The sequence below is a fragment of the Paraburkholderia jirisanensis genome (assembly GCF_054782355.1).
Map to the genome: position 1 here is coordinate 34,929 of NZ_BAAGSQ010000006.1, position 17,689 is coordinate 52,617.

General features: G+C 60.0%; 21 protein-coding genes. 15 read left to right on the top strand and 6 right to left on the bottom strand.

The genetic code is table 11. The features are described 5' to 3' along the window. The first annotated feature begins 151 nt into the window (after nt 1–151). The 3 genes from ilvC to ACYVNQ_RS04460 all read left to right on the top strand — a co-directional run bounded on the left by ilvC (nt 152) and on the right by ACYVNQ_RS04460 (nt 3,641). On the top strand, nt 152–1,168 hold the full coding sequence (gene ilvC / locus ACYVNQ_RS04450) for a ketol-acid reductoisomerase (RefSeq protein ID WP_460901065.1): 1,017 nt from the start codon (nt 152–154) through the stop codon (nt 1,166–1,168). A gap of 112 nt (nt 1,169–1,280) precedes the next feature. Continuing rightward, on the top strand, nt 1,281–2,246 hold the full coding sequence (locus tag ACYVNQ_RS04455; protein WP_460901066.1) for a putative 2-dehydropantoate 2-reductase: 966 nt from the start codon (nt 1,281–1,283) through the stop codon (nt 2,244–2,246). A gap of 24 nt (nt 2,247–2,270) precedes the next feature. Then, nucleotides 2,271–3,641 (top strand): acyl-CoA dehydrogenase family protein, encoded by a 1,371-nt coding sequence (locus tag ACYVNQ_RS04460; RefSeq protein ID WP_460901067.1) that lies wholly within the window; start codon nt 2,271–2,273, stop codon nt 3,639–3,641. Between the two features lie 264 nt (nt 3,642–3,905). On the opposite strand, the gene dinB is transcribed toward ACYVNQ_RS04460, so the two are convergent. The 3 genes from dinB to ACYVNQ_RS04475 all read right to left on the bottom strand — a co-directional run bounded on the left by dinB (nt 3,906) and on the right by ACYVNQ_RS04475 (nt 5,815). Beyond that, complete coding sequence (gene dinB / locus ACYVNQ_RS04465) at nt 3,906–5,114, bottom strand: DNA polymerase IV (protein WP_460901068.1); 1,209 nt, start codon at nt 5,112–5,114, stop codon at nt 3,906–3,908. 60 nt (nt 5,115–5,174) lie between these two features. Then, nucleotides 5,175–5,393 (bottom strand): hypothetical protein, encoded by a 219-nt coding sequence (locus tag ACYVNQ_RS04470; protein WP_460901069.1) that lies wholly within the window; start codon nt 5,391–5,393, stop codon nt 5,175–5,177. Between the two features lie 131 nt (nt 5,394–5,524). Continuing rightward, on the bottom strand, nt 5,525–5,815 hold the full coding sequence (locus tag ACYVNQ_RS04475) for a hypothetical protein (protein ID WP_460901070.1): 291 nt from the start codon (nt 5,813–5,815) through the stop codon (nt 5,525–5,527). 81 nt (nt 5,816–5,896) lie between these two features. Between ACYVNQ_RS04475 and imuA the strand changes: the two genes are divergently transcribed. From imuA to ACYVNQ_RS04520, 9 genes are all read left to right on the top strand, one after another. Continuing rightward, complete coding sequence (gene imuA / locus ACYVNQ_RS04480; RefSeq protein WP_460901071.1) at nt 5,897–6,535, top strand: translesion DNA synthesis-associated protein ImuA; 639 nt, start codon at nt 5,897–5,899, stop codon at nt 6,533–6,535. A gap of 165 nt (nt 6,536–6,700) precedes the next feature. Next, nucleotides 6,701–7,663, top strand: coding sequence for an SOS response-associated peptidase family protein (locus tag ACYVNQ_RS04485; protein WP_460901072.1), 963 nt, complete (start codon nt 6,701–6,703; stop codon nt 7,661–7,663). Between the two features lie 635 nt (nt 7,664–8,298). Beyond that, nucleotides 8,299–8,892, top strand: coding sequence for a recombinase family protein (locus ACYVNQ_RS04490; RefSeq protein WP_460901073.1), 594 nt, complete (start codon nt 8,299–8,301; stop codon nt 8,890–8,892). A 247-nt stretch (nt 8,893–9,139) separates the two neighbouring features. Next, nucleotides 9,140–9,325 carry a hypothetical protein gene (locus ACYVNQ_RS04495; protein ID WP_460901074.1) on the top strand — a complete coding sequence of 62 codons (186 nt, stop codon included), beginning with the start codon at nt 9,140–9,142 and terminating at the stop codon, nt 9,323–9,325. Between the two features lie 115 nt (nt 9,326–9,440). Next, nucleotides 9,441–10,157: a hypothetical protein gene (locus ACYVNQ_RS04500; protein ID WP_460901075.1), complete on the top strand. Its 717-nt coding sequence runs from the start codon at nt 9,441–9,443 to the stop codon at nt 10,155–10,157. Between the two features lie 910 nt (nt 10,158–11,067). Continuing rightward, nucleotides 11,068–11,454 (top strand): hypothetical protein, encoded by a 387-nt coding sequence (locus tag ACYVNQ_RS04505; protein ID WP_460901076.1) that lies wholly within the window; start codon nt 11,068–11,070, stop codon nt 11,452–11,454. Between the two features lie 142 nt (nt 11,455–11,596). Then, entirely contained in the window at nt 11,597–12,535 is a 939-nt protein-coding gene (locus tag ACYVNQ_RS04510; RefSeq protein WP_460901077.1) for an AAA family ATPase, read from the top strand. 11 nt (nt 12,536–12,546) lie between these two features. Continuing rightward, nucleotides 12,547–13,365: an AAA family ATPase gene (locus ACYVNQ_RS04515; RefSeq protein WP_460901078.1), complete on the top strand. Its 819-nt coding sequence runs from the start codon at nt 12,547–12,549 to the stop codon at nt 13,363–13,365. Beyond that, complete coding sequence (locus ACYVNQ_RS04520) at nt 13,346–13,639, top strand: single stranded DNA-binding domain-containing protein (protein WP_460901079.1); 294 nt, start codon at nt 13,346–13,348, stop codon at nt 13,637–13,639. The genes ACYVNQ_RS04515 and ACYVNQ_RS04520 overlap by 20 nt, the downstream gene beginning before the upstream one ends. A gap of 213 nt (nt 13,640–13,852) precedes the next feature. Here the strand turns inward: ACYVNQ_RS04520 and ACYVNQ_RS04525 are convergent, their stop codons facing one another. Together ACYVNQ_RS04525 and ACYVNQ_RS04530 are read right to left on the bottom strand one after the other, a co-directional pair. Then, complete coding sequence (locus tag ACYVNQ_RS04525) at nt 13,853–14,053, bottom strand: hypothetical protein (protein WP_460901080.1); 201 nt, start codon at nt 14,051–14,053, stop codon at nt 13,853–13,855. A gap of 754 nt (nt 14,054–14,807) precedes the next feature. After that, nucleotides 14,808–15,020: a type II toxin-antitoxin system TacA family antitoxin gene (locus ACYVNQ_RS04530; RefSeq protein ID WP_460901081.1), complete on the bottom strand. Its 213-nt coding sequence runs from the start codon at nt 15,018–15,020 to the stop codon at nt 14,808–14,810. A gap of 117 nt (nt 15,021–15,137) precedes the next feature. On the opposite strand from ACYVNQ_RS04530, the gene ACYVNQ_RS04535 reads away from it, so the two are divergent. Both ACYVNQ_RS04535 and ACYVNQ_RS04540 read left to right on the top strand, forming a co-directional pair. Beyond that, the gene (locus ACYVNQ_RS04535; protein WP_460901082.1) at nt 15,138–15,779 is read left to right on the top strand and encodes a hypothetical protein; all 642 of its coding nucleotides are present in this window, start codon (nt 15,138–15,140) and stop codon (nt 15,777–15,779) included. Between the two features lie 115 nt (nt 15,780–15,894). Next, a complete protein-coding gene (locus ACYVNQ_RS04540) occupies nt 15,895–16,425 on the top strand; it encodes a hypothetical protein (protein WP_460901083.1) in 531 nt (176 codons plus the stop codon). Here ACYVNQ_RS04540 and ACYVNQ_RS04545 read toward each other — a convergent pair. Further along, nucleotides 16,422–17,129, bottom strand: a complete 708-nt coding sequence (locus tag ACYVNQ_RS04545) for a hypothetical protein (RefSeq protein WP_460901084.1) — start codon at nt 17,127–17,129, stop codon at nt 16,422–16,424. The genes ACYVNQ_RS04540 and ACYVNQ_RS04545 overlap by 4 nt on opposite strands. A 127-nt stretch (nt 17,130–17,256) precedes the next feature. On the opposite strand from ACYVNQ_RS04545, the gene ACYVNQ_RS04550 reads away from it, so the two are divergent. Beyond that, entirely contained in the window at nt 17,257–17,688 is a 432-nt protein-coding gene (locus tag ACYVNQ_RS04550; protein WP_460901085.1) for a DUF29 domain-containing protein, read from the top strand. The last annotated feature ends 1 nt before the right edge of the window (nt 17,689 follow it).

The following is a 17,689-nucleotide window of genomic DNA, read 5'->3' on the forward strand; positions in this document are numbered from 1 at the left end:
CCACCGCAGGCAGCATGGGCGGGCACGTCACAACGCCACCCTGGGCCTTAGCGGAAACGTTCCACGCGATACGGCCGGGGGCCGTAAACGGCGTGCCGCTGGTAATCATGTCGGCGTCATGTGATCCACTCATTTGCATTTTGAGGAAAATATGCGAGTTTTCTACGATAAAGACGCAAACTTCTCGTTGATCAAAGGCAAGCAGGTCACGATCATCGGCTACGGCTCGCAAGGCCATGCGCACGCACTAAACTTGAAGGATAGCGGCGTGAAGGTGACGGTCGGCCTGCGTAAGGGCGGCGCTTCCTGGAGCAAAGCCGAGAACGCGGGCCTTACCGTGAAGGAAGTGGCCGAGGCTGTGAAGGGCGCCGACGTCGTCATGATGCTGCTGCCCGACGAGCAAATCGCCGAGGTGTACAAGAACGAAGTACACGCGAACATCAAGCAGGGTGCGGCGCTCGCCTTTGCGCACGGCTTCAACGTGCACTACGGCCAGGTGCTTCCGCGTGCGGATCTCGACGTGATCATGATCGCGCCGAAGGCACCGGGTCACACGGTGCGCAGCACGTACGCGCAGGGCGGCGGTGTGCCGATGCTGCTTGGGATCGCGCAGGACAAGTCCAGTGCGGCACGTGAGACTGCGTTGTCGTACGCGGCCGCGATCGGCGGCGGCCGTGCTGGCATCATTGAAACGAACTTCCGTGAAGAAACCGAAACCGACCTGTTCGGCGAGCAGGCCGTGCTGTGCGGCGGCACAATCGATCTGATCAAGGCCGGCTTCGAGACGCTGGTAGAAGCGGGCTACGCGCCGGAAATGGCGTACTTCGAGTGTCTGCACGAACTGAAGCTGATCGTCGACCTGATCTACGAAGGAGGCATCGCGAACATGAACTACTCGATCTCGAACAACGCCGAGTACGGCGAGTATGTCACGGGCCCGCGCATCATCACCGAAGAAACGAAGAAGGTGATGAAGGACGTGCTGAAGGACATCCAGACCGGCGAGTACGCGAAGAGCTTCATCATCGAAAGCCGCGCCGGCGCGCCGACGCTGCAGTCGCGTCGCCGCCTCACCGCCGAGCACCAGATCGAACAGGTCGGTGCGAAGCTGCGCGCCATGATGCCGTGGATCGAAAAGAATAAGCTCGTCGATCAAAGCATGAATTGATAACGTTAGGACTTTTTATTCGAATCTAGGCCGGACTGTGCAATGCGCACTGTATTCGCGCGCTGCAGCTTGGAAATTAACTGTCCTATATTTTTCTACCGGAGCACCTCTCGTGACCCTATCTTCTCCGCGCATTGGCATCATCGGCAGTGGCGCGATCGGCGGCTATTTCGGCTATCACCTTGTGCAGGCCGGCTTCGACGTACATTTCCTGCTGCGTGGCGAGTTCGAAGCGATCACGCGCAATGGGCTCCTGGTTCACGGGAAACGATTCGCAGACGCCAGGCCGCTCCCGGTCAAGACCTACCGCAGCATCGACGATATGCCGCCGTGCGATTGGCTTTTGCTCGGTGCCAAAGCGACGAGCAACGCCGTACTCGCACCGATGCTCGCTCGCGCCGCGGCGCCGGGTGCCAAAGTGATATGTCTGCAGAACGGACTCAGTGTGGAGGATAAGCTGCGCACGATGCTACCCGCGTCCCTGCACCTGATCGGCGGGCTATGCTGGCTTGGCGTGTATCGCGAGGCGCCCGGTGTCGTAAGGCATATCGCGCTGAACGACTTGCACCTAGGTTATCACTCTGGTCCGCAAGGTAGTCTGGGCTCGCCGCTGGACGTGCTTGAAGAGGGCGTTACGATGTTCAACGCTGCGGGAATCAACACAATTTCAATTCCGGATATCACCGAAGCGCGCTGGCGGAAACTGGTCTGGAATGTGCCGTTCAACGGTGTCGCCGCACTGCTGAAGACCGGTACAAGCTTGCTGACCGCGAATCCTGATAGCCAGAAGTTAGTGCTGACACTGATGCAGGAAGTGCTACAAGCCGCACGCGCATGTGGATATCCGTTTTCCGAGGAAATACCGCAGCAACTGCTCGAAATGACCAAGTCCTTCGACGACTATCTGCCCAGTATGTATTTCGACCGCGTACTGCATCGCCCGATGGAACTCGAGGCAATGTACGAGGCCCCGATTAATGCAGCCCGTGCGGCCGGCTGTTCGTTGCCGGCGATCGACATGATGCATCGGCTGCTTCGCGTGGTGGATGCAGGCGGCGTTGTGGAATCACGCTCCTAGCTGCTTGCACACAATATGAAATCATTGGTTGGCCTCGGATGCTTTACGGGTGTCGTCGGACTGCTCGACCGCCGCTCCCATCCGTCGCCTTTCGCCGACATGGAAGTAAGGGAGCGCATATCAGGAGATGCAATGAGTAAGATCGATACGGCGAAGCCAACGGATGCCGCGCACACTATTCATTCCAGCGCGTTCGGCGACAACGGAGACAGAGACGTTGTCGTCGCGGCCGCCGCGCTGGTTCCGACGCTGCGTTCACGCGCAGCGGAAACCGAAGCGTTGTCAAAGCTTCCCGAGGTGACGGTCGTAGATTTTGAAAAGGCACGCCTCTTCGAGATGATGGTGCCGAAGATGTACGGTGGCCTTCAGTCGCCCTTCGAAACGTTCCTCGATACGCTGATGGAAATTGCGCGTGGCGATGGCTCGGTGGCGTGGGCACTGGGGCTGATTTGCACGGGCACGTGGATGGCCGCGACGATGTATCCGAAGCACGTGACCGACCAGGTGTTCGCGCAAGGTGCGAATTTCCGCACCGCTGGCGCGCTCGCGCCACGCAGGGCGAAAACGCGGCGTGTTGTCGGCGGCTACGTGATCGAAGATGGACTGTGGATGTACAACACGGGTATCTATCACGCGCAGTGGGGTCAGCTTGGCATTCCGCTGGTTAACGATGAGGGCAAGGTGGTCGACCGCGGCGCAGCGCTGATTCCGGTATCGGAAGTGAACCTGTTGAACGACTGGGACACAATTGGCCTGCGCGGCAGCGGTAGCACAAGCGTTACGGTCAAGGATGTGTTCGTGCCCGACGAACGGATCTCGTCGATGAGCCGAAACTTGCAGGACGATTACGCCGGCATACACCTGCGTGGCGAAGCCATGTACCGGATGCCGATGGTGCCGGCGTTTGCGACGCGCCTGGTTTGTCCGATGCTTGGCATGGCGAAAGCAGCGGTCGAGCTTTTCATGGAAACGATCGGGACACGCGGCATCGCGTTCACGACCTACGAAAAGCAGGACGAGGCGACGGTCACGCACCTGCAGGTCGGCGAGGCGACTGCCAAGATCGATGCGGCGGAATCGATCATCAGGAATTCAATCCGCTTGCTGGACGAAAACGCGGCAAGCGGTAAACGAATGAGTGTGCAGCAGCGCGCACGGCTCTGGCGCGACGCTGGCCTCGCGAGCAAGTTGATCTGGGAAGCCGTGGACATGTTGGCGAGCGCGTCGGGCACCGCGTTCATCAATCGGAATGCACCGATGAGCCGCATCTGGCACGACGTGCGGGTCGCCTACATGCACGGCGGCCTCTACGCCAACACTTTTTTCGAGTTATACGGGCGAGTGTCGGCGGGTAAGGGGCCAAACACGCTAATGCTGCCAGAATTGATCAGCTGATTCGGGTGCGAGACCGCGTGATTGTCCGCCGCCTCTACCAGATAGGGACGTACATAACATCGCAACGCTTCGCCGTAAGCCGACATTCGTGCCCGAGGCGTCAAGGTCTGCAATGGGTCGAAAGCCGTCTCCCGTGCGAATCCACGAAACCCTCGTCGCGAACAGACCGCAATGTTTTCGCGCAAGAGGGTGCGCGCCGTGTGACGGTGCTAGTCAGTCTGCAGGAACGATATTCCGTGCCTTCATTGGTGAGGTTGATACACTTCAATGGCCATCGTAAATCTCTGTATCGTCCAGCGGAAGGCTGTGCTGGACCTCGCCGGTAGCACTTCTGCCTCGCTTTTCCAGCCCCGACAGACGAACCCCGAGCAGACGCAGGCGACGGTCCAGAACAACGCGGCGAAGGCATTCGGTGGCTGCCCGCCGTATCGCTATCGGGTCAGCAGTCGCTTCGGGCAGTGTGACGTCGCGCGTGACCGTCCTGAAATCGGCAAAGCGCAGCTTGATCCCCACCGTGCGGCCTACATAGCCTTTCCTCGACAGATCCTCGCTTACCCGTTTGCACAACGCTGTGAAATGACCGGATAGGGTAGGGCGATCCTGCCGTACATGCAGGTCTCTTTCAAACGTCGTTTCGCGGCTCATCGATTTTGGCTCAGAGCTGACCATGACCGGCCGATCATCGATGCCGAGCGCGACGCGCGAAAGCCATTCGGTGTAATTGCGCCCGAACGTTTCCTGCAGCAGCCCCGCATCGGCCTGTGCGAGCTCGCCAACGGTCGTAATACCGATCGCAGCGAGCTTCTCGTTCGCCCGCGGACCGATGCCGTTGACCTTACGTGCGGGCAGCGGCCAGATACGCGACTCGATGTCGTCAAACGTCAGTAGTGTCAGGCCGTCGGGCTTGTCCAGTTCGGAGCCGATCTTGGCAAGCAGCTTGTTGGGCGCCACGCATATCGAACAGGTCAGCCCGGTCGCATCGCGCACAGCTGTCTTGATTGCGGCTGCAACCTCGCGCGTGTCGGCGGCGACGCTTGTCAGATCGATGTAGATCTCGTCGATACCACGATCTTCGATCTGGTCAGTGAATGCGCGCACGGCTGTCTTGAAAAGCCGTGAGTAATGGCGGTACGAGTCAAAGTCGGTCGGCAGCAGATAGGCATCGGGCGCAAGCTGCGCGGCCTTCATCATGCCCATTGCCGAGTGCACGCCCAAGGCCCGCGCTTCGTAGGTTGACGTGGTAACGACGCCGCGACCCACGTATTCCCGTAGCTGCGCGTAGCGCCGGTTGCCGTCCGGTAGCGTTTGAGGCGCTGCCTGCCTTCCGCCGCCAATGACAACGGGCTTGCCGCGCAGTTCGGGATAGCGCAGCAATTCAACCGATGCGTAGAACGCGTCCATGTCCAGATGGGCAATGCGACGCGGTTGGGCAATGATGGCTTCGATGCCTGACACAGACGGATCTGAGGACATGGCGACTACGTTCACTGGCCGGCACGATCAGGATGACGAGACCGTGCCAATCTATTGGCCCTAGCCATGGCTATCAACCCATGCACGAGCCCATGCGATGCCCGCATCGGTAGCCTGCTGTTCGGTCTCAAAGTTGCCGAGAACGCCTGACGCCTCAACGAGCCTGGTACCGGCTGTAATCGTCCCGCTTGCCGCGTATAGCTCTGGCGTCAGGATGTCGGACTGCTGGGCTATGGCGTGGCCCCAAATCAGGTAGCCCTTATACGTTTCCTGGTTCATACCGCTTGATCTGCATTAAAAGATGGAGGTGTCGATGCAAGGCGAATCGCGCCCACGTGCACAGGTGGTCTGTCCAATGGTGCGACTCGCACCCGCGCGGTCGTGACATGCTGCACGACGTGCAACGGTGCTCATTCCTTGCACCGGATGTTCTGCCCCACGCAGGAGCCGTCGCATCCGGCGCAATAGCGCCGGTCGCGCAACGCACCATCGACCTTCCACGTCGTCGCCGAACCCGAAGAAGACGGCGTACCGACCGAGCGGCCGTTTTCCCGGGCATGGAAGGTCGGTTCACCAGCTTTACCGCGTCGGATCGCGTCGTCGATGATGGATTCGCCAAACGCCGACTTCAAGGCCGCGACGAACGCTGCAATCTCGGGCATTGGATGCCCGGTTACTGGCCTTCTGACTCGCGCATCCATCACGCAGGATCTCCGGCGGTGACCTGCCCGCCACACGTACTTGCGTGTAGGATACTGTATAAATACACAGGTGTGTCACCCATGTCGTCGCTCCCGACTTCCGCAGAGGAGATTCATCCCGCCCTGTGGCGAGCCACCCAGCTTGCCTGCGGAAGCGTACGCGTGGTCGAAACAGGATATCCGGCGCTCTCAGCTGAACTGCCCGGTGTCGGCCGGCCGCTCGGTGGGCTGGTTGAGCTGCTGGTACCCAGTCCGGGTGTCGGTGAGGTGAGATTGCTGTATCCGGCGCTTAACAACATGGGGCAGCAGCCGATTGCGCTGGTTCGACCTCCGCACATCCCGAATGGGCAAGGCTGGGCGCACGTGGGTGTCGCTCCCGCGCGACTGCTAGGGCTGAACTCATCGAGCGTTTCCGACACCATGTGGTGCGCGGAGCAAATCCTTCGCGCTGACTGTTGTGGTGCGTTGCTCGTCTGGCTGAATCATGTGCAGGCTGCCTCACGCCGACGACTGCATCTGGCCGCACAGACGTCGCGAACGCTTTTTGTACTGGTTCGCCCGGACAGGACCATTCACGATGCTTCTCCGGCGACGCTACGTGTGTCAGCCAGGGCTGCCCCAGATGGCCTCGCGGTCGACATCATCAAGCGACGCGGTCCGGCATTAGCCGGGCCGCTCACTGTCGCGATACACCCGACGCCGGTTCTACTGTCACCCTGAACGAGGCCTTCCAGACATCCGTTTCGCGTCAAGGTTAGTGAGCCTGTGGTTGAGTTTGCCAGCTGACGTCTGACGTTTTTGCGAGCGTTCGATCCATTGCCTTGCAGGCAGTCTGGCTGCGCAATACTCTGGACAAGATGCTTTACGAATTCCCGAGGCCCGCCAATGTGCTACAGCGCCCAGATACTCGCCGACTATCGCCGCTATGTCAGGATGTTTGGGGCCAACATGAGCCTCGAGGACTTTGCCCAGCTTTACCTCGGTCTCGTGGATGGGGCGAGCAGGACGAAGATCCCCAAAGCAATGGATGCCGCGTTTCTCGATTCGACCAGCGATGACTTCAACGAAATTCGCGAGCTCATTGCACGGTACAACGCCACGAGGATGACCGCACTTGAGCAGGAACTGTTCAAGCAGAAGAAGAGGCTTGCTGATGCGGAGCGAAGCTTGCAGACAAAGCTCACCAAGGCCGCTACTGAGAACAGGCGAATTGCTGCGGACAAAATCGACGCCGCACTTCGTCGTCTCGAAGACATCACGCGCGTGGAACTGGAGCCACGCGACTCACGCATCTTCCCGGGCTATTACGCGCCTGTCCTCATCGTGGAGAACGGGCAACGCGTTGTGAAGCCAATGCGCTACCAGTGTCGAGTCGCTGGGAAGCCTGCGAGCTACGATGTCAAATATCCAGGAACATACAACGCGAGACGCGACAGTCTGAGCGGGTTCTGGAAGCCGTGCTTCGGGTACACCCACGGCATCATGGTCGTGGATGTGTTTTACGAAAATGTCTCTCGCGCGAAAATGGAAGGACGATTGCTGGCAGAGGGCGAGAAGGATGAAAACGTCGTTCTCGAATTCCGCCCGAGCAACGGCCAGCAGATGCTGGTGGCCTGCCTGTGGTCGAGATGGACAGCGCCCGGCGAACCTGACCTGCTGTCGTTCGCGGCAATCACAGATGAACCGCCACCTGAAGTGGCTGAGGCCGGTCATGACCGATGCATCATTCCGATTAAGGAGCGATACCTGGACGCGTGGCTCAATCCTGATCCGGATGACCTCGCAGCACTGTACGCGATACTTGAGGACAGAGACCGGCCGTATTACCAGCATCAGCTGGCGGCATAAGTCGTATCGGTGCTGTGACACGCCGGAATCATGCTGTCTGCAAGCAAAAAAAGATGCCTCGCATTTTTATAGGTACGAGGCATATACGAGGAACTCGATAGCGCTAATACCGAGCTATCCGAGTCTAGGCTATGACGCGGACATCACAAAGGTTCGGTAACTAACTCGCTACTGGGCGAAGCTGCCGTCATGTCAGCCAAGACGTTCTGCTAGAGACAAGCGGCGGCTGAATCGAACACGGGCGCAGTCGATAGCCACAGGTCATCGAAGCTTGCGCATCGTCTTCGCCCCAAGGAGTTTTGACTCGCGCAACGCCGCGGCTCCTTCATGCAACGTTTGAATGTTCAAACTGGCGTACACCATCCCCAGATCAGATGTCGCCTTTTTCACTGCCTTGCGTGTCATCGGACGCCGTGACCCCACCTTCAGTTTTGGACCTTGGCGTTTGCCATGTGCAGGGGTTGTCCTTTTCTTGTGTCGTGCGCGACGGGCGATTGGCGAGGCGGCTCTATAGCCTTGAACGCTATAGAGCCCAATCTAAAAAAAGTGTCCGATTTACAGCCTAATTCGATTGCGTACGTACGCTGAGCTCGGTAGTGTGTCGCTCCGAAAACGTCATAAAAACAAGGGGAAAGATGAGCCGCACGTTTCTTTACGCACGCGTGAGCACGACCGAACAGACCACCGACAACCAACTGCTCGAGGTGAGCGCGGCCGGCTTTCACATCGATCCGAAGCGGATCGTCGCCGAGCAAATCAGCGGTTCGACCGCGGCCACGGCGAGGCCCGGATTCTGCAAGTTGCTGGACCGCATGGAAGAGGGCGATGTTGTGATTGTCACTAAGCTAGACCGGCTCGGACGAAACGCAATGGACGTGCGATCGACGGTCGATCTGCTCACCGAGATGGGGGTGCGCGTGCATTGCCTCGCGCTCGGTGGCGTCGATCTGACGTCGGCAGCCGGGAAAATGACAATGGGTGTGCTCGCCGCAGTCGCAGAGTTCGAGCGCGATCTGTTGGTCGAGCGCACGAAAGCGGGCCTCGAACGGGCGAAATTGGAAGGGCGGACGGCAGGGCGCAAGGCCGTGCTATCGGATGCGCAGCAGGCGCTTGTACTCGAGAAGCTCGAGCAGGGGGCCAGCGTAGCGTCATTGGCACGCGAGATGAATGTCACGCGCCAGATCATCATGCGCATCCGTGACAAATTTAAAGTTGTCGAACCGGCATAGGAGAGGATGTATGCCCGAAAGCCAAAGAAACGTACCGCCGATGCACGCGGAGCGCACACCAGAAGGCATTGTGCGTGCGTTCGCGCAGCGGACCCTTGAGACGCGGGCAGCATGGCACCGTGGTGATTCTGGCGCGCGCGAACCTTTGAAGCTCATGTAGCGGCACGCACGCGAGACGGGTGCGCTCGTTGCCGGTCCGCGCGGCAGAACGATAGTTGGCGTAAACCCGGCGCGCGTTCGCGCGGTCATGACGTATTTGTTGCCTGACGAGACAGCACATTTCGGCGACGCCGGCACGGGCCTGTTCATGTGGGTTGCAGCCCAATGCGCGGAGGCGGCTCATGCGGTGGAGCAGGGCGCCGATGAACGAGCCGTCCGCGAGGAACTGGACATCGTGCTCGATCACGTAGTGGCCCGGCTCACCGGCCGATAGCTTGGTGCAGTTTTAGACGCTCGAGACGCGTCTGCCACATCTACTACGAGCGGACCAACGCCCGCGCGAAAAGCGCTGCATCGCAAGGTGAAAGTCGTGATTCGACCATCCGCGAATGGAAATCGCGTACGTCGAGCTCGAATCGTTCCCCGGCGTGAAGTTGTTCCGTTGCGAACCATTGCACGCAACTCTGATGGTCGAGGCGTGCGCGAAGAATTTCCTCGCCAAAAAATATCCCGCATGCGCGACGGGATGCCCGATCGGTCAGCAACATGCTGGCGAGCAGGCACCGGAGGTGGTCGCAGCGATTGCTGATAAGGTCAAGCGCAAGGAAATCTCCCCGATACGCGTCGACCTTCAACTCTATTGCATCAGGTGCATGCGATCGGGCATGAATGCCGAGCGTTTCCTGGGCAGATTCCGTCTGATTCGCGACCATACGATTTGCGTAAACTGCTACAACCGCGAACTCGAGGTACACAAAGGCGTGAACGCGAAGGGCGCAAAACCCAAGAAATGGGCCGCTCTTCTGAAGCACACCGCGATCAAGCTCAAGCGGGTCGACCAGGTAGAGATTGTGGATATTGGGCTTACGTCAGGGCCGCTTGAGATCTTCGGATTGGCGCAGCGCCGCTATCCAGATTGGACGTTGGTCCGTGCTGTGTTCGACGGAAAACGGATATCGGGCAAGAAGATCAAACGCGCAAGAAAGAGGTACATCGCCCGCGCGTACAGGTGCGACGACGGGGCGAGCATGCGTGCGAGAGCGACTGGCCATGCGCATCGACGCGCGCCCGTGTTCATCACCGACGGCCGCACTCTTTACGGTTAGGCGCGAAGCCCGGTAGTGGTCCTGTCGAATCAAAGACTTGCGTGATATATTGCCTAATAGGCAATATTAAGTCATTGATTTTTCACAGAAATATGGCGATCGCCTCTTGCGCCGTCACTGTGTCCCCCCTACAATCTGCGTGTCCGGTTGGCAGCTGGGCGTGCGCAAAAGTGAACCGTGTCGTTAAGAACCCCGCGAGTGTTTTGCTGGGGCTTGTGATGACAGCTGGTCGAATAGGTTTCGGTTTACACCTGCGCGCGATCAGTCTGTCTGGCCTGCCAAGCCCATGCCCCAGCAAAGCATTACGCGGGGTTTTTGTTTTGGCGCGCCGTTCGGACTCCTATCGTCCGGGATCAATGCAACTGGGCCTGTATGGGCTGACAGGCGAAGAAACACGTAGCGTAGCCGGTCTGCTTCCAAGTCAACCGGTTAATCAAGCACGCTGACGTTTGGCGACCGGTGCAACTCCGGTGCTTGATGGGCTGGCAGTGGAATGGCCTCGAGGGAATGCGGGAGGGAAGAAGGCGGCGACGCTGAGTAACGGCCCGTATTTAAGATTCCACGCCCCGAAAGGGGGCTGATAACTGTGCTTTACCCTTTCTCCACCGCGAGCCCAAATGCGGTTGGGGGTAGGGGGGCAACTTCGGCTGATTCCTCCCCCCGCAGCAACGCGCGGAACTCGACAGGGTATTGCAGTGGTAGTGGGTGCCGTCCGGAAATCAGCACTGGCCGATTGATGACGCAATGACGATCCGCTCGTGCCCAGCGCGCGAGCAGCACCGTCCCCTTCCGCATCGAACGCGAATTGCAGCCAGCACCGACCGGCACGATTCCCTTTGTGAACACAGGCTATTTGCATCTGCGGTCGCGGCGCGTAAACTTCCGTCTGTCGTGTTACGGGAGATGGAGCATGAGGACGACCGGAAAGTTTGGGGTGGTACAAGGGCGCGAGGCCACCGTTGCGATCGGCGGTCTGTGTCCGTTCTGCAGCGACGGCTTGCGCTTCGAGATCCGCGGCGCGTCGTGGGTCGCCACACAGCAGGGCAGGCCGCATCTGTGTGAAGGGTTGGCCGCTGCGTTCGCCGCTTCGCGGGCCACCACACAACCGCCGCGCGATCATCACGCATCACCCGTGACACGAGAGCAGCAAGCTCGCCCAACGCCGCTCGATGCCGTCGCACACGCGCGAAAGAGTGGATCGTCGTGGAATGGCCGGCGTCTGCCGATTCCTCGCGATGAGAGTGCGCGCACGCGGGTGCGTCGGCCAGTGCAGCTCGAGCTTCAGGCGGTTGACTGAAAAGGGCGTACGACACATGACCATAACGGGGCGCTTCGGCGCCCTTCGTTTTTGCGACACGGTCGTGTCCCTTCGCCACACGACTCGCACCATATGAGTCGTGACGTGACGCTTTGCTCCATATTCACAGATGGAGCAAATAATGTTCAAAGGCACCAAGATCGAGTCGGCAGGCCTGATGAAGCTCGAGGCGGTCGCCGCGCTCGTGCGCGTGGCGAGCCCGAACACTATCCGGCGCTGGGCCAGCGTAGGAAACTTCCCGGCCCCGGTCGCACTGTCGCCGCGCATCAAGTTGTGGCGTAAGGCCGATGTGCTGGCGTGGATGGCGGAACGTGGGCTTTCCGTTGCTGACGAGCTCAAGGAATCGCCCAGCTCCGCGCTCAAAGAACGCCTTGCTGCGAAGCGCGGCCCGGGGATCTATGACCCGGCGGTTGACCTCGATAGCCTCGAGCCGTCTGCGCCGTGGCTGATGGCTGGCTGGTTGCGTGCTGGCGAGCTCGGCGTGATCTACGGCGCACCGGAGGCAAGGCCCGACAAGCTGGCGTTGCGCGTGGCGTGGGCAATTGCCGCCGGCGAACGCACGTTCTGCAGTGTCCCGACCGCAGGGGCGCCGGTCACCTATCTTTGTCCCGAGCCGTCCGAACGTTTCGACGACGACGTCGGCGGCATGACGAAGCGCGTGGGCAAAGCGAAGCGGCTGAGGATCTGTACGGATCCGCTGGACCTCGGCAGCGACGTCGACGTGGGCGTGCTGATAGACGGTGTTAACGGCCACCACCGCGGCCACGGATTGATCGTCATCGGCGCGCTTGGCGCCGCGACACCGGGCATTGATCTGGCCACGCACAGCGGCACGTCGACAGTCCTGCAGGCGCTCGATGCGCTCCGGAGCGAAACCGGCTGCGCGATCCTGCTCGTGGATCACAACGGCCATCCGGACAATCCCGAGCCGCCCGAACTGTACGTCCACAAGAACCTGTACGAGTCGCTCGACATGAGCGTGGGTGTGTGGTGCGATGGCGAATCTCAGGAGTGGGACTGCCAACGCTACGCCGATGAACTGACGATCACCGTGAGCTAGTCGAAGAACGGATGCCAGATGATCGAAACAATGAAAGACAAAACCGCAGCAAATTTCTCATGCCGCTGCGTAAGATCTACCGACCGTTTGAACCCGCGTGGATCGTGGACAAACTGATTGCCGACGGTGGGCTTGCCCTTATCCGTGGCCCGGCGGGAAGCGGCAAGTCGTTCGCTGCCCTTGAACTCGCACTCGCCGCGGCGACGGGTCAGCCATGGTTCGGGCGTCAAGTGCAACGCGTGTCGAAGGCATATCTCTGGATCGCGAAGCCGGACACCTACTTTCACCGGCTTGACGCGCAGCGAACGAAGCACCGCGTGTTTCCGGATAGCTTCTGCCCGCTTGGCGGCGATCTCGACCTCAGTGACTCGCCGTATCTCGATGATGTGGTCGAAATGATCAAGCGGGACAACGCAAAGCAGCCATTGCTGATCATCGACTCGATGCCTGAAGCGTGGCCACACTCAGCGGCACCGACGGTCCTCGCGGGTTGCGACAAGCTGCTGCAGGAGACCGGCTGCACCGTGGTGCTCGTGGACCCGTCAACCGAGACAATCGAAGCTCCGCGCGTCGGTACCCGCATGTCCAGCGCGGCCGACACCATCATCGAGCTCAGTGGCTATGGTGCCAACGACCGCGAGTGGCGCGTAGCCAAGGTGCGCGAGGCAGCTGACGGCGAGCGCCGCTCATTTAGGTTGCGGCCGGTACAGATCACGACGCCCGGGTCTGCATGGGACGCCATGTCGTGCGTCATCGATGACCTCGGCCAAATCGCCGCCGCGGCGGTAACCGACAAACTGGAGAAGGACGATGCTGAACGGCCTGATTAGCGGCACGCTGCTTAATACGCCGCGCGAGGGATTCTCGAGGTCTGGAAGTCCCTATGTTGCAGCCAAGGTACGCGTGGTCGACAGGGACGGAACGACACGTCCCGTGAATGTAGTTGCGTATGCGGACAACGCCCGAAACGCGCTGCTCCCACTCGATGAAGGTGACAGTCTGGCCATGACTGGCGAGCTGACCCTCGACATGTGGGATGCGGGCGACAAGATGAAGCTCACCATCGGCTTGATCGCCTACAAGGTAACTAGCCTGTATTCGTAGGCACCGAGCGACCGGCGCACGCGTGCTATGAGGATGCGTTGCTTCGGTCGTCGCCCCAAAGGTCGGTCTGACGCGGGGCGACCGAAGCTTCATCAGGCGCATCCGCCGGGGGCTGCTTTCGCGAGCGATTCGCGGGCTGTTCGATGCGGACCGGTGTGAAGACCTCAGCCGAAAAGATGACCCCTGGCGCGATGCGTACGAAGCCGTGAGGACTCACGCAGTCCTCGTGGCCGGGATGCCGCGGCGCTCGCATGCCTCGATGAAAATCTTCAGAGACAGCTCGCCTTCCTCACGCAATTTCACCATGTCGGCCGCGTAGAAATCGGCATAACCGGACAGCCCGACAAACTCGCCGCGATGCATTCCGATCGCCGGGGAAAACGATACGACGGCTTCGTGGTTGTCGATCAACATCACACGGTTCATCAGCTTCTCCTCGTTTTTCATTGCGTGGCTACGGACGTAGCGCGAGTTTCGCCAATGCTAACAGGCCGATTCTGCAACGTACATCACATTTGCCGCACGACAGGAAGACCGTGCATACAGCACGCGAACGCGCAAAAGAAAAAGGCCGCTCGAAAGCGGCCTTTCCCTTGACTTCACTCGCCCGGATAACGAACAACGAGCCCGGCGCAACAGCGAAACTTGATTGAACTCGCCCGCCTGGGTAACGACCAGCTGGTTCCAGCGCCCCGGCGAATTCGATTCGATAACCACGCTCGCCCGGGTAACTTCCTGCTGTTCCGGCGCCCCAGCGCAATCAACGCACGGATGTTAACGCGCGTCCATGGCGTATGCAACTGGAAGATCGCCGGGGGCGACTATCCGAAAGCATGTGGGCCGCTATTTTTGTGTCAGGAAGCGGCTAGTACCCCGCAGCGGCAGCCCATCCCGTGTTTCGCCCTGGCGGAGGCGGAGACAGCAATACAGGTCCGCCGCCTTCGATGATAAGGCAATGAGTGCGCCAAAACACCATATTCTTCAAGCGAAAACACAACTAACGGTCTGCCGCGCGACGCGCTCGCATGGCCGGGAGACCCGGCGAAAATCGTCTATAGGGAAGGGGGCCGACTAGTGTCGTCTACTTCGTGCTGAAACCGCGCGACTAGCGCGCTGTAGCGATCACCATGCTCGCGGTCGAGGATCGCATCGCCGCAGACGGGGCATTTCATCGCGCGCCCTGATCCCACGGTGCCTTCACAGCCATCAGGCGATCAAGCCCAGCATTGCGCGCCGGCAGCGGATGCTCGAGCGCCGCCATGAAGGCTCCAAACCGGACGTGATCGAGCGGAAACAGCAGCTGGTCGAGCTGTGCCGAAACTGATGCCGCGCATGCGTGGTGATCATCGCGTGCCGTGCCTCGCGTGGGCAACATGTCCATTCGAAAATCCCTTGTGAAAGCACGCGATTTTACTCACTGCTGGGCGATCCAGGCACCAGCGCAATGCGTATACTTGCCACCCGCGTACACGAGCTGCGCGATGTGAAGAGCCGTAGCATGGATTACTGGATAGAGAGACAAATCAAGAAGCTGCGCCCCTACAAGTTCTTGGCCGGCGGAACTGCAAAGGAATGGCGCCTGTGGGAAGAAAAGGCTCGTACCGAGCACCCGGTCGGCTGGTTCATCTTCGAGACCGTTGTCGATGGTGCATTCGACGTCTGGCGTTACCGCGTGGCGAAGCCGATCAACGATCTGGTGTGGTGGTTTCGTTATCGATGCTGTCGGCAGCATCAAAACCATCTCATCGATACGAAGCTGCCCCCCGGATATCACGATGCTGATAGGCAGCTGCTCCACGCATCGTTCGCGATTCTGACGGACTTCGTGCACCGCCAGAAGAATGGCGGTCATGTCGCTTGGGACGCTGACCCGGAGCATGCGAAGGTCTGGGCCGAAATGCAGTCGCTCGATATCTGGTGGCGCGATGAACGGCCGCTGCGCGACAGCGGTCTTCCAGAGCACCCGCACGTCGACCTACCGGACCTCGAGCTGTTCGAAGAGGAAAATCAGGACCGTGCGGACGTGCAAGAGTTCTATCGCGTCTGCAAGGTCCGTCGGACGATGGACGCGCAGTTCCAGCAGGAAGACGAAGATATGCTGATCCGGCTGGCTAAGATCCGCACGCGGCTGTGGGATTGAAATGAAGCGAACAAAGAAGTCCGTCGCTGGACGCCCGTTGCTCCGGAAGTACCGTCCACTGGACGAATCCGAACCGTGCACGACTGCGGCGCGCTATCGCAGAGCCACTCGCCGCATGGAGATCGAGTACGAGAACGGCATCATGATCTCATTTCCCGTGCTCGCGATCCAGGACTTGATCTCGTTGTACACGCGACCGACGGAAAGCGATCTGCGGCACGTTTCCGCAAATGGGTGGAGCGTTATCTTCGACCGTCTCGGATGCGGTCAACTGGCAGAGGCCGCTTTTCGCGGAAATTTTGGAACGCTGGGGTGGATGGAAACCCTGCCGCGGATGCGCGTGATGCGATCGCCTGCGCTTTCGAAGCGAGCTGGCCGCAAGAAGGCGTTGCAGGTCTTGCTCAGCACCAGAAGGGAGGACCGTCAGGTGTCGTCTCCTTGGCTGCGTGGATTGCTTCCCGTGTTGTCACGGCGAAGGACCGAGCGCCGGACTGCCATCAAGCGCGTGTGGCGAGAAATGCTCCGTCATGGCCGATTGCCGTTGGATGAGTGGCCCAAGGCCGAAGCCGAGGCGTGCTCCGGAAGCGGGTGGTGGATGGAGCGGGGGTGGTGGATACAGGCCGTAACGAGCCGACCTCGCCGTTAGCGAGGCGGGACATAGCCCGGCTGCGGCTGCATGTCGTCTCCATTGCCCCGCGTCAGACTGACGAGCCGCCATACCGAATAGTCGTCGGTGTACTCGTGAAACGCCTCTGGGAGTAGATCGACCGAGATAGCCGTCTCCAAGTCGACGAGCCAGCGCAGCGTCTCGGCACTCGCGTCGCCGGCGCATGCTGCCTTCGCATCCGCGGGCATGATTCCAATGATGACCTCCGCGAGATCCTGCGGTGACGCGTCCGCCTTGACTATCCCGTCGCCATGGTTCGCGAGAAAGCGCGTGCCGCTGCCGGTCGAATACCGATAGAACGACTCGGCGCGTCGACCAGGCGCATGAAACTCGCACCGCCAATACGCACCAGAGGGGGACGTGTACGGCAGCAACATCATCCGGCCGCAACCGTTCCGGATCAGCCAGATCCCGGCGCGCAGCACACACTTTGCGCTCTCCATCGTGTGCCGCTGCACGGACTGCGTGTCTGCCGTCGTCATTTCAGCGTCCTCCCTTCGGACCGGGCTGCTTCGCGTGCCCGCATCAGTTTGATTAGCACCGCCGTCGCCCGAGCGCGTTCCTCGGGCGTGAATGGTGACATACGGCGCTGCCAGTAGCTCCAGATGGACGATGCGGTGGATTTTGTCGGGTCCATGACGATTACCTTTCGTTGGATTCGTTTGAACAACAAACCCGTTCACGAGGTCGGGATGTTCGCTCTGGTGTACGAAACTATCAAGTCATGTTTTCGTACATCGTGTTTCGAAATATACATGGCAAAATCGCCACCCGCCGGAACACGAGACGACCAGAAACTGGAGCAAAGCGATGGGCACGAAGTATGACGACGATATCTGCCTTTGGACATTCGAACAGGCAGCCCTTGTACGCGATGGCAAGTTCGACCAGCTCGACAGCGAGCATGTCGCCGATGAGATCGAATCCGTGGCACGGACCGAACAGCGCCTGTTCGCGGCCGGAATCGCTTCGGTTATGACGCTTATGGCCCGCATCCGATACAAGCCGGATGAGCCAGCCAGCACAGCACGTGAGCTTAAGCACGCACGTTACAAGGTCGACTGCATGATCAGGGACACGCCGAGCCTGGCAGGCCGGCTGACGGATATCAAGCGGGTCGAACGCATATGGGGCGATGCGCTGGTCGAAGCTTTCAAGCACGGCCTCGTGATCGAACAGATGTCCGAGACTTGCCCGTGGACGATGGAGCAGGTGCTGAGCGACGACTTCCATCCGATTTGAC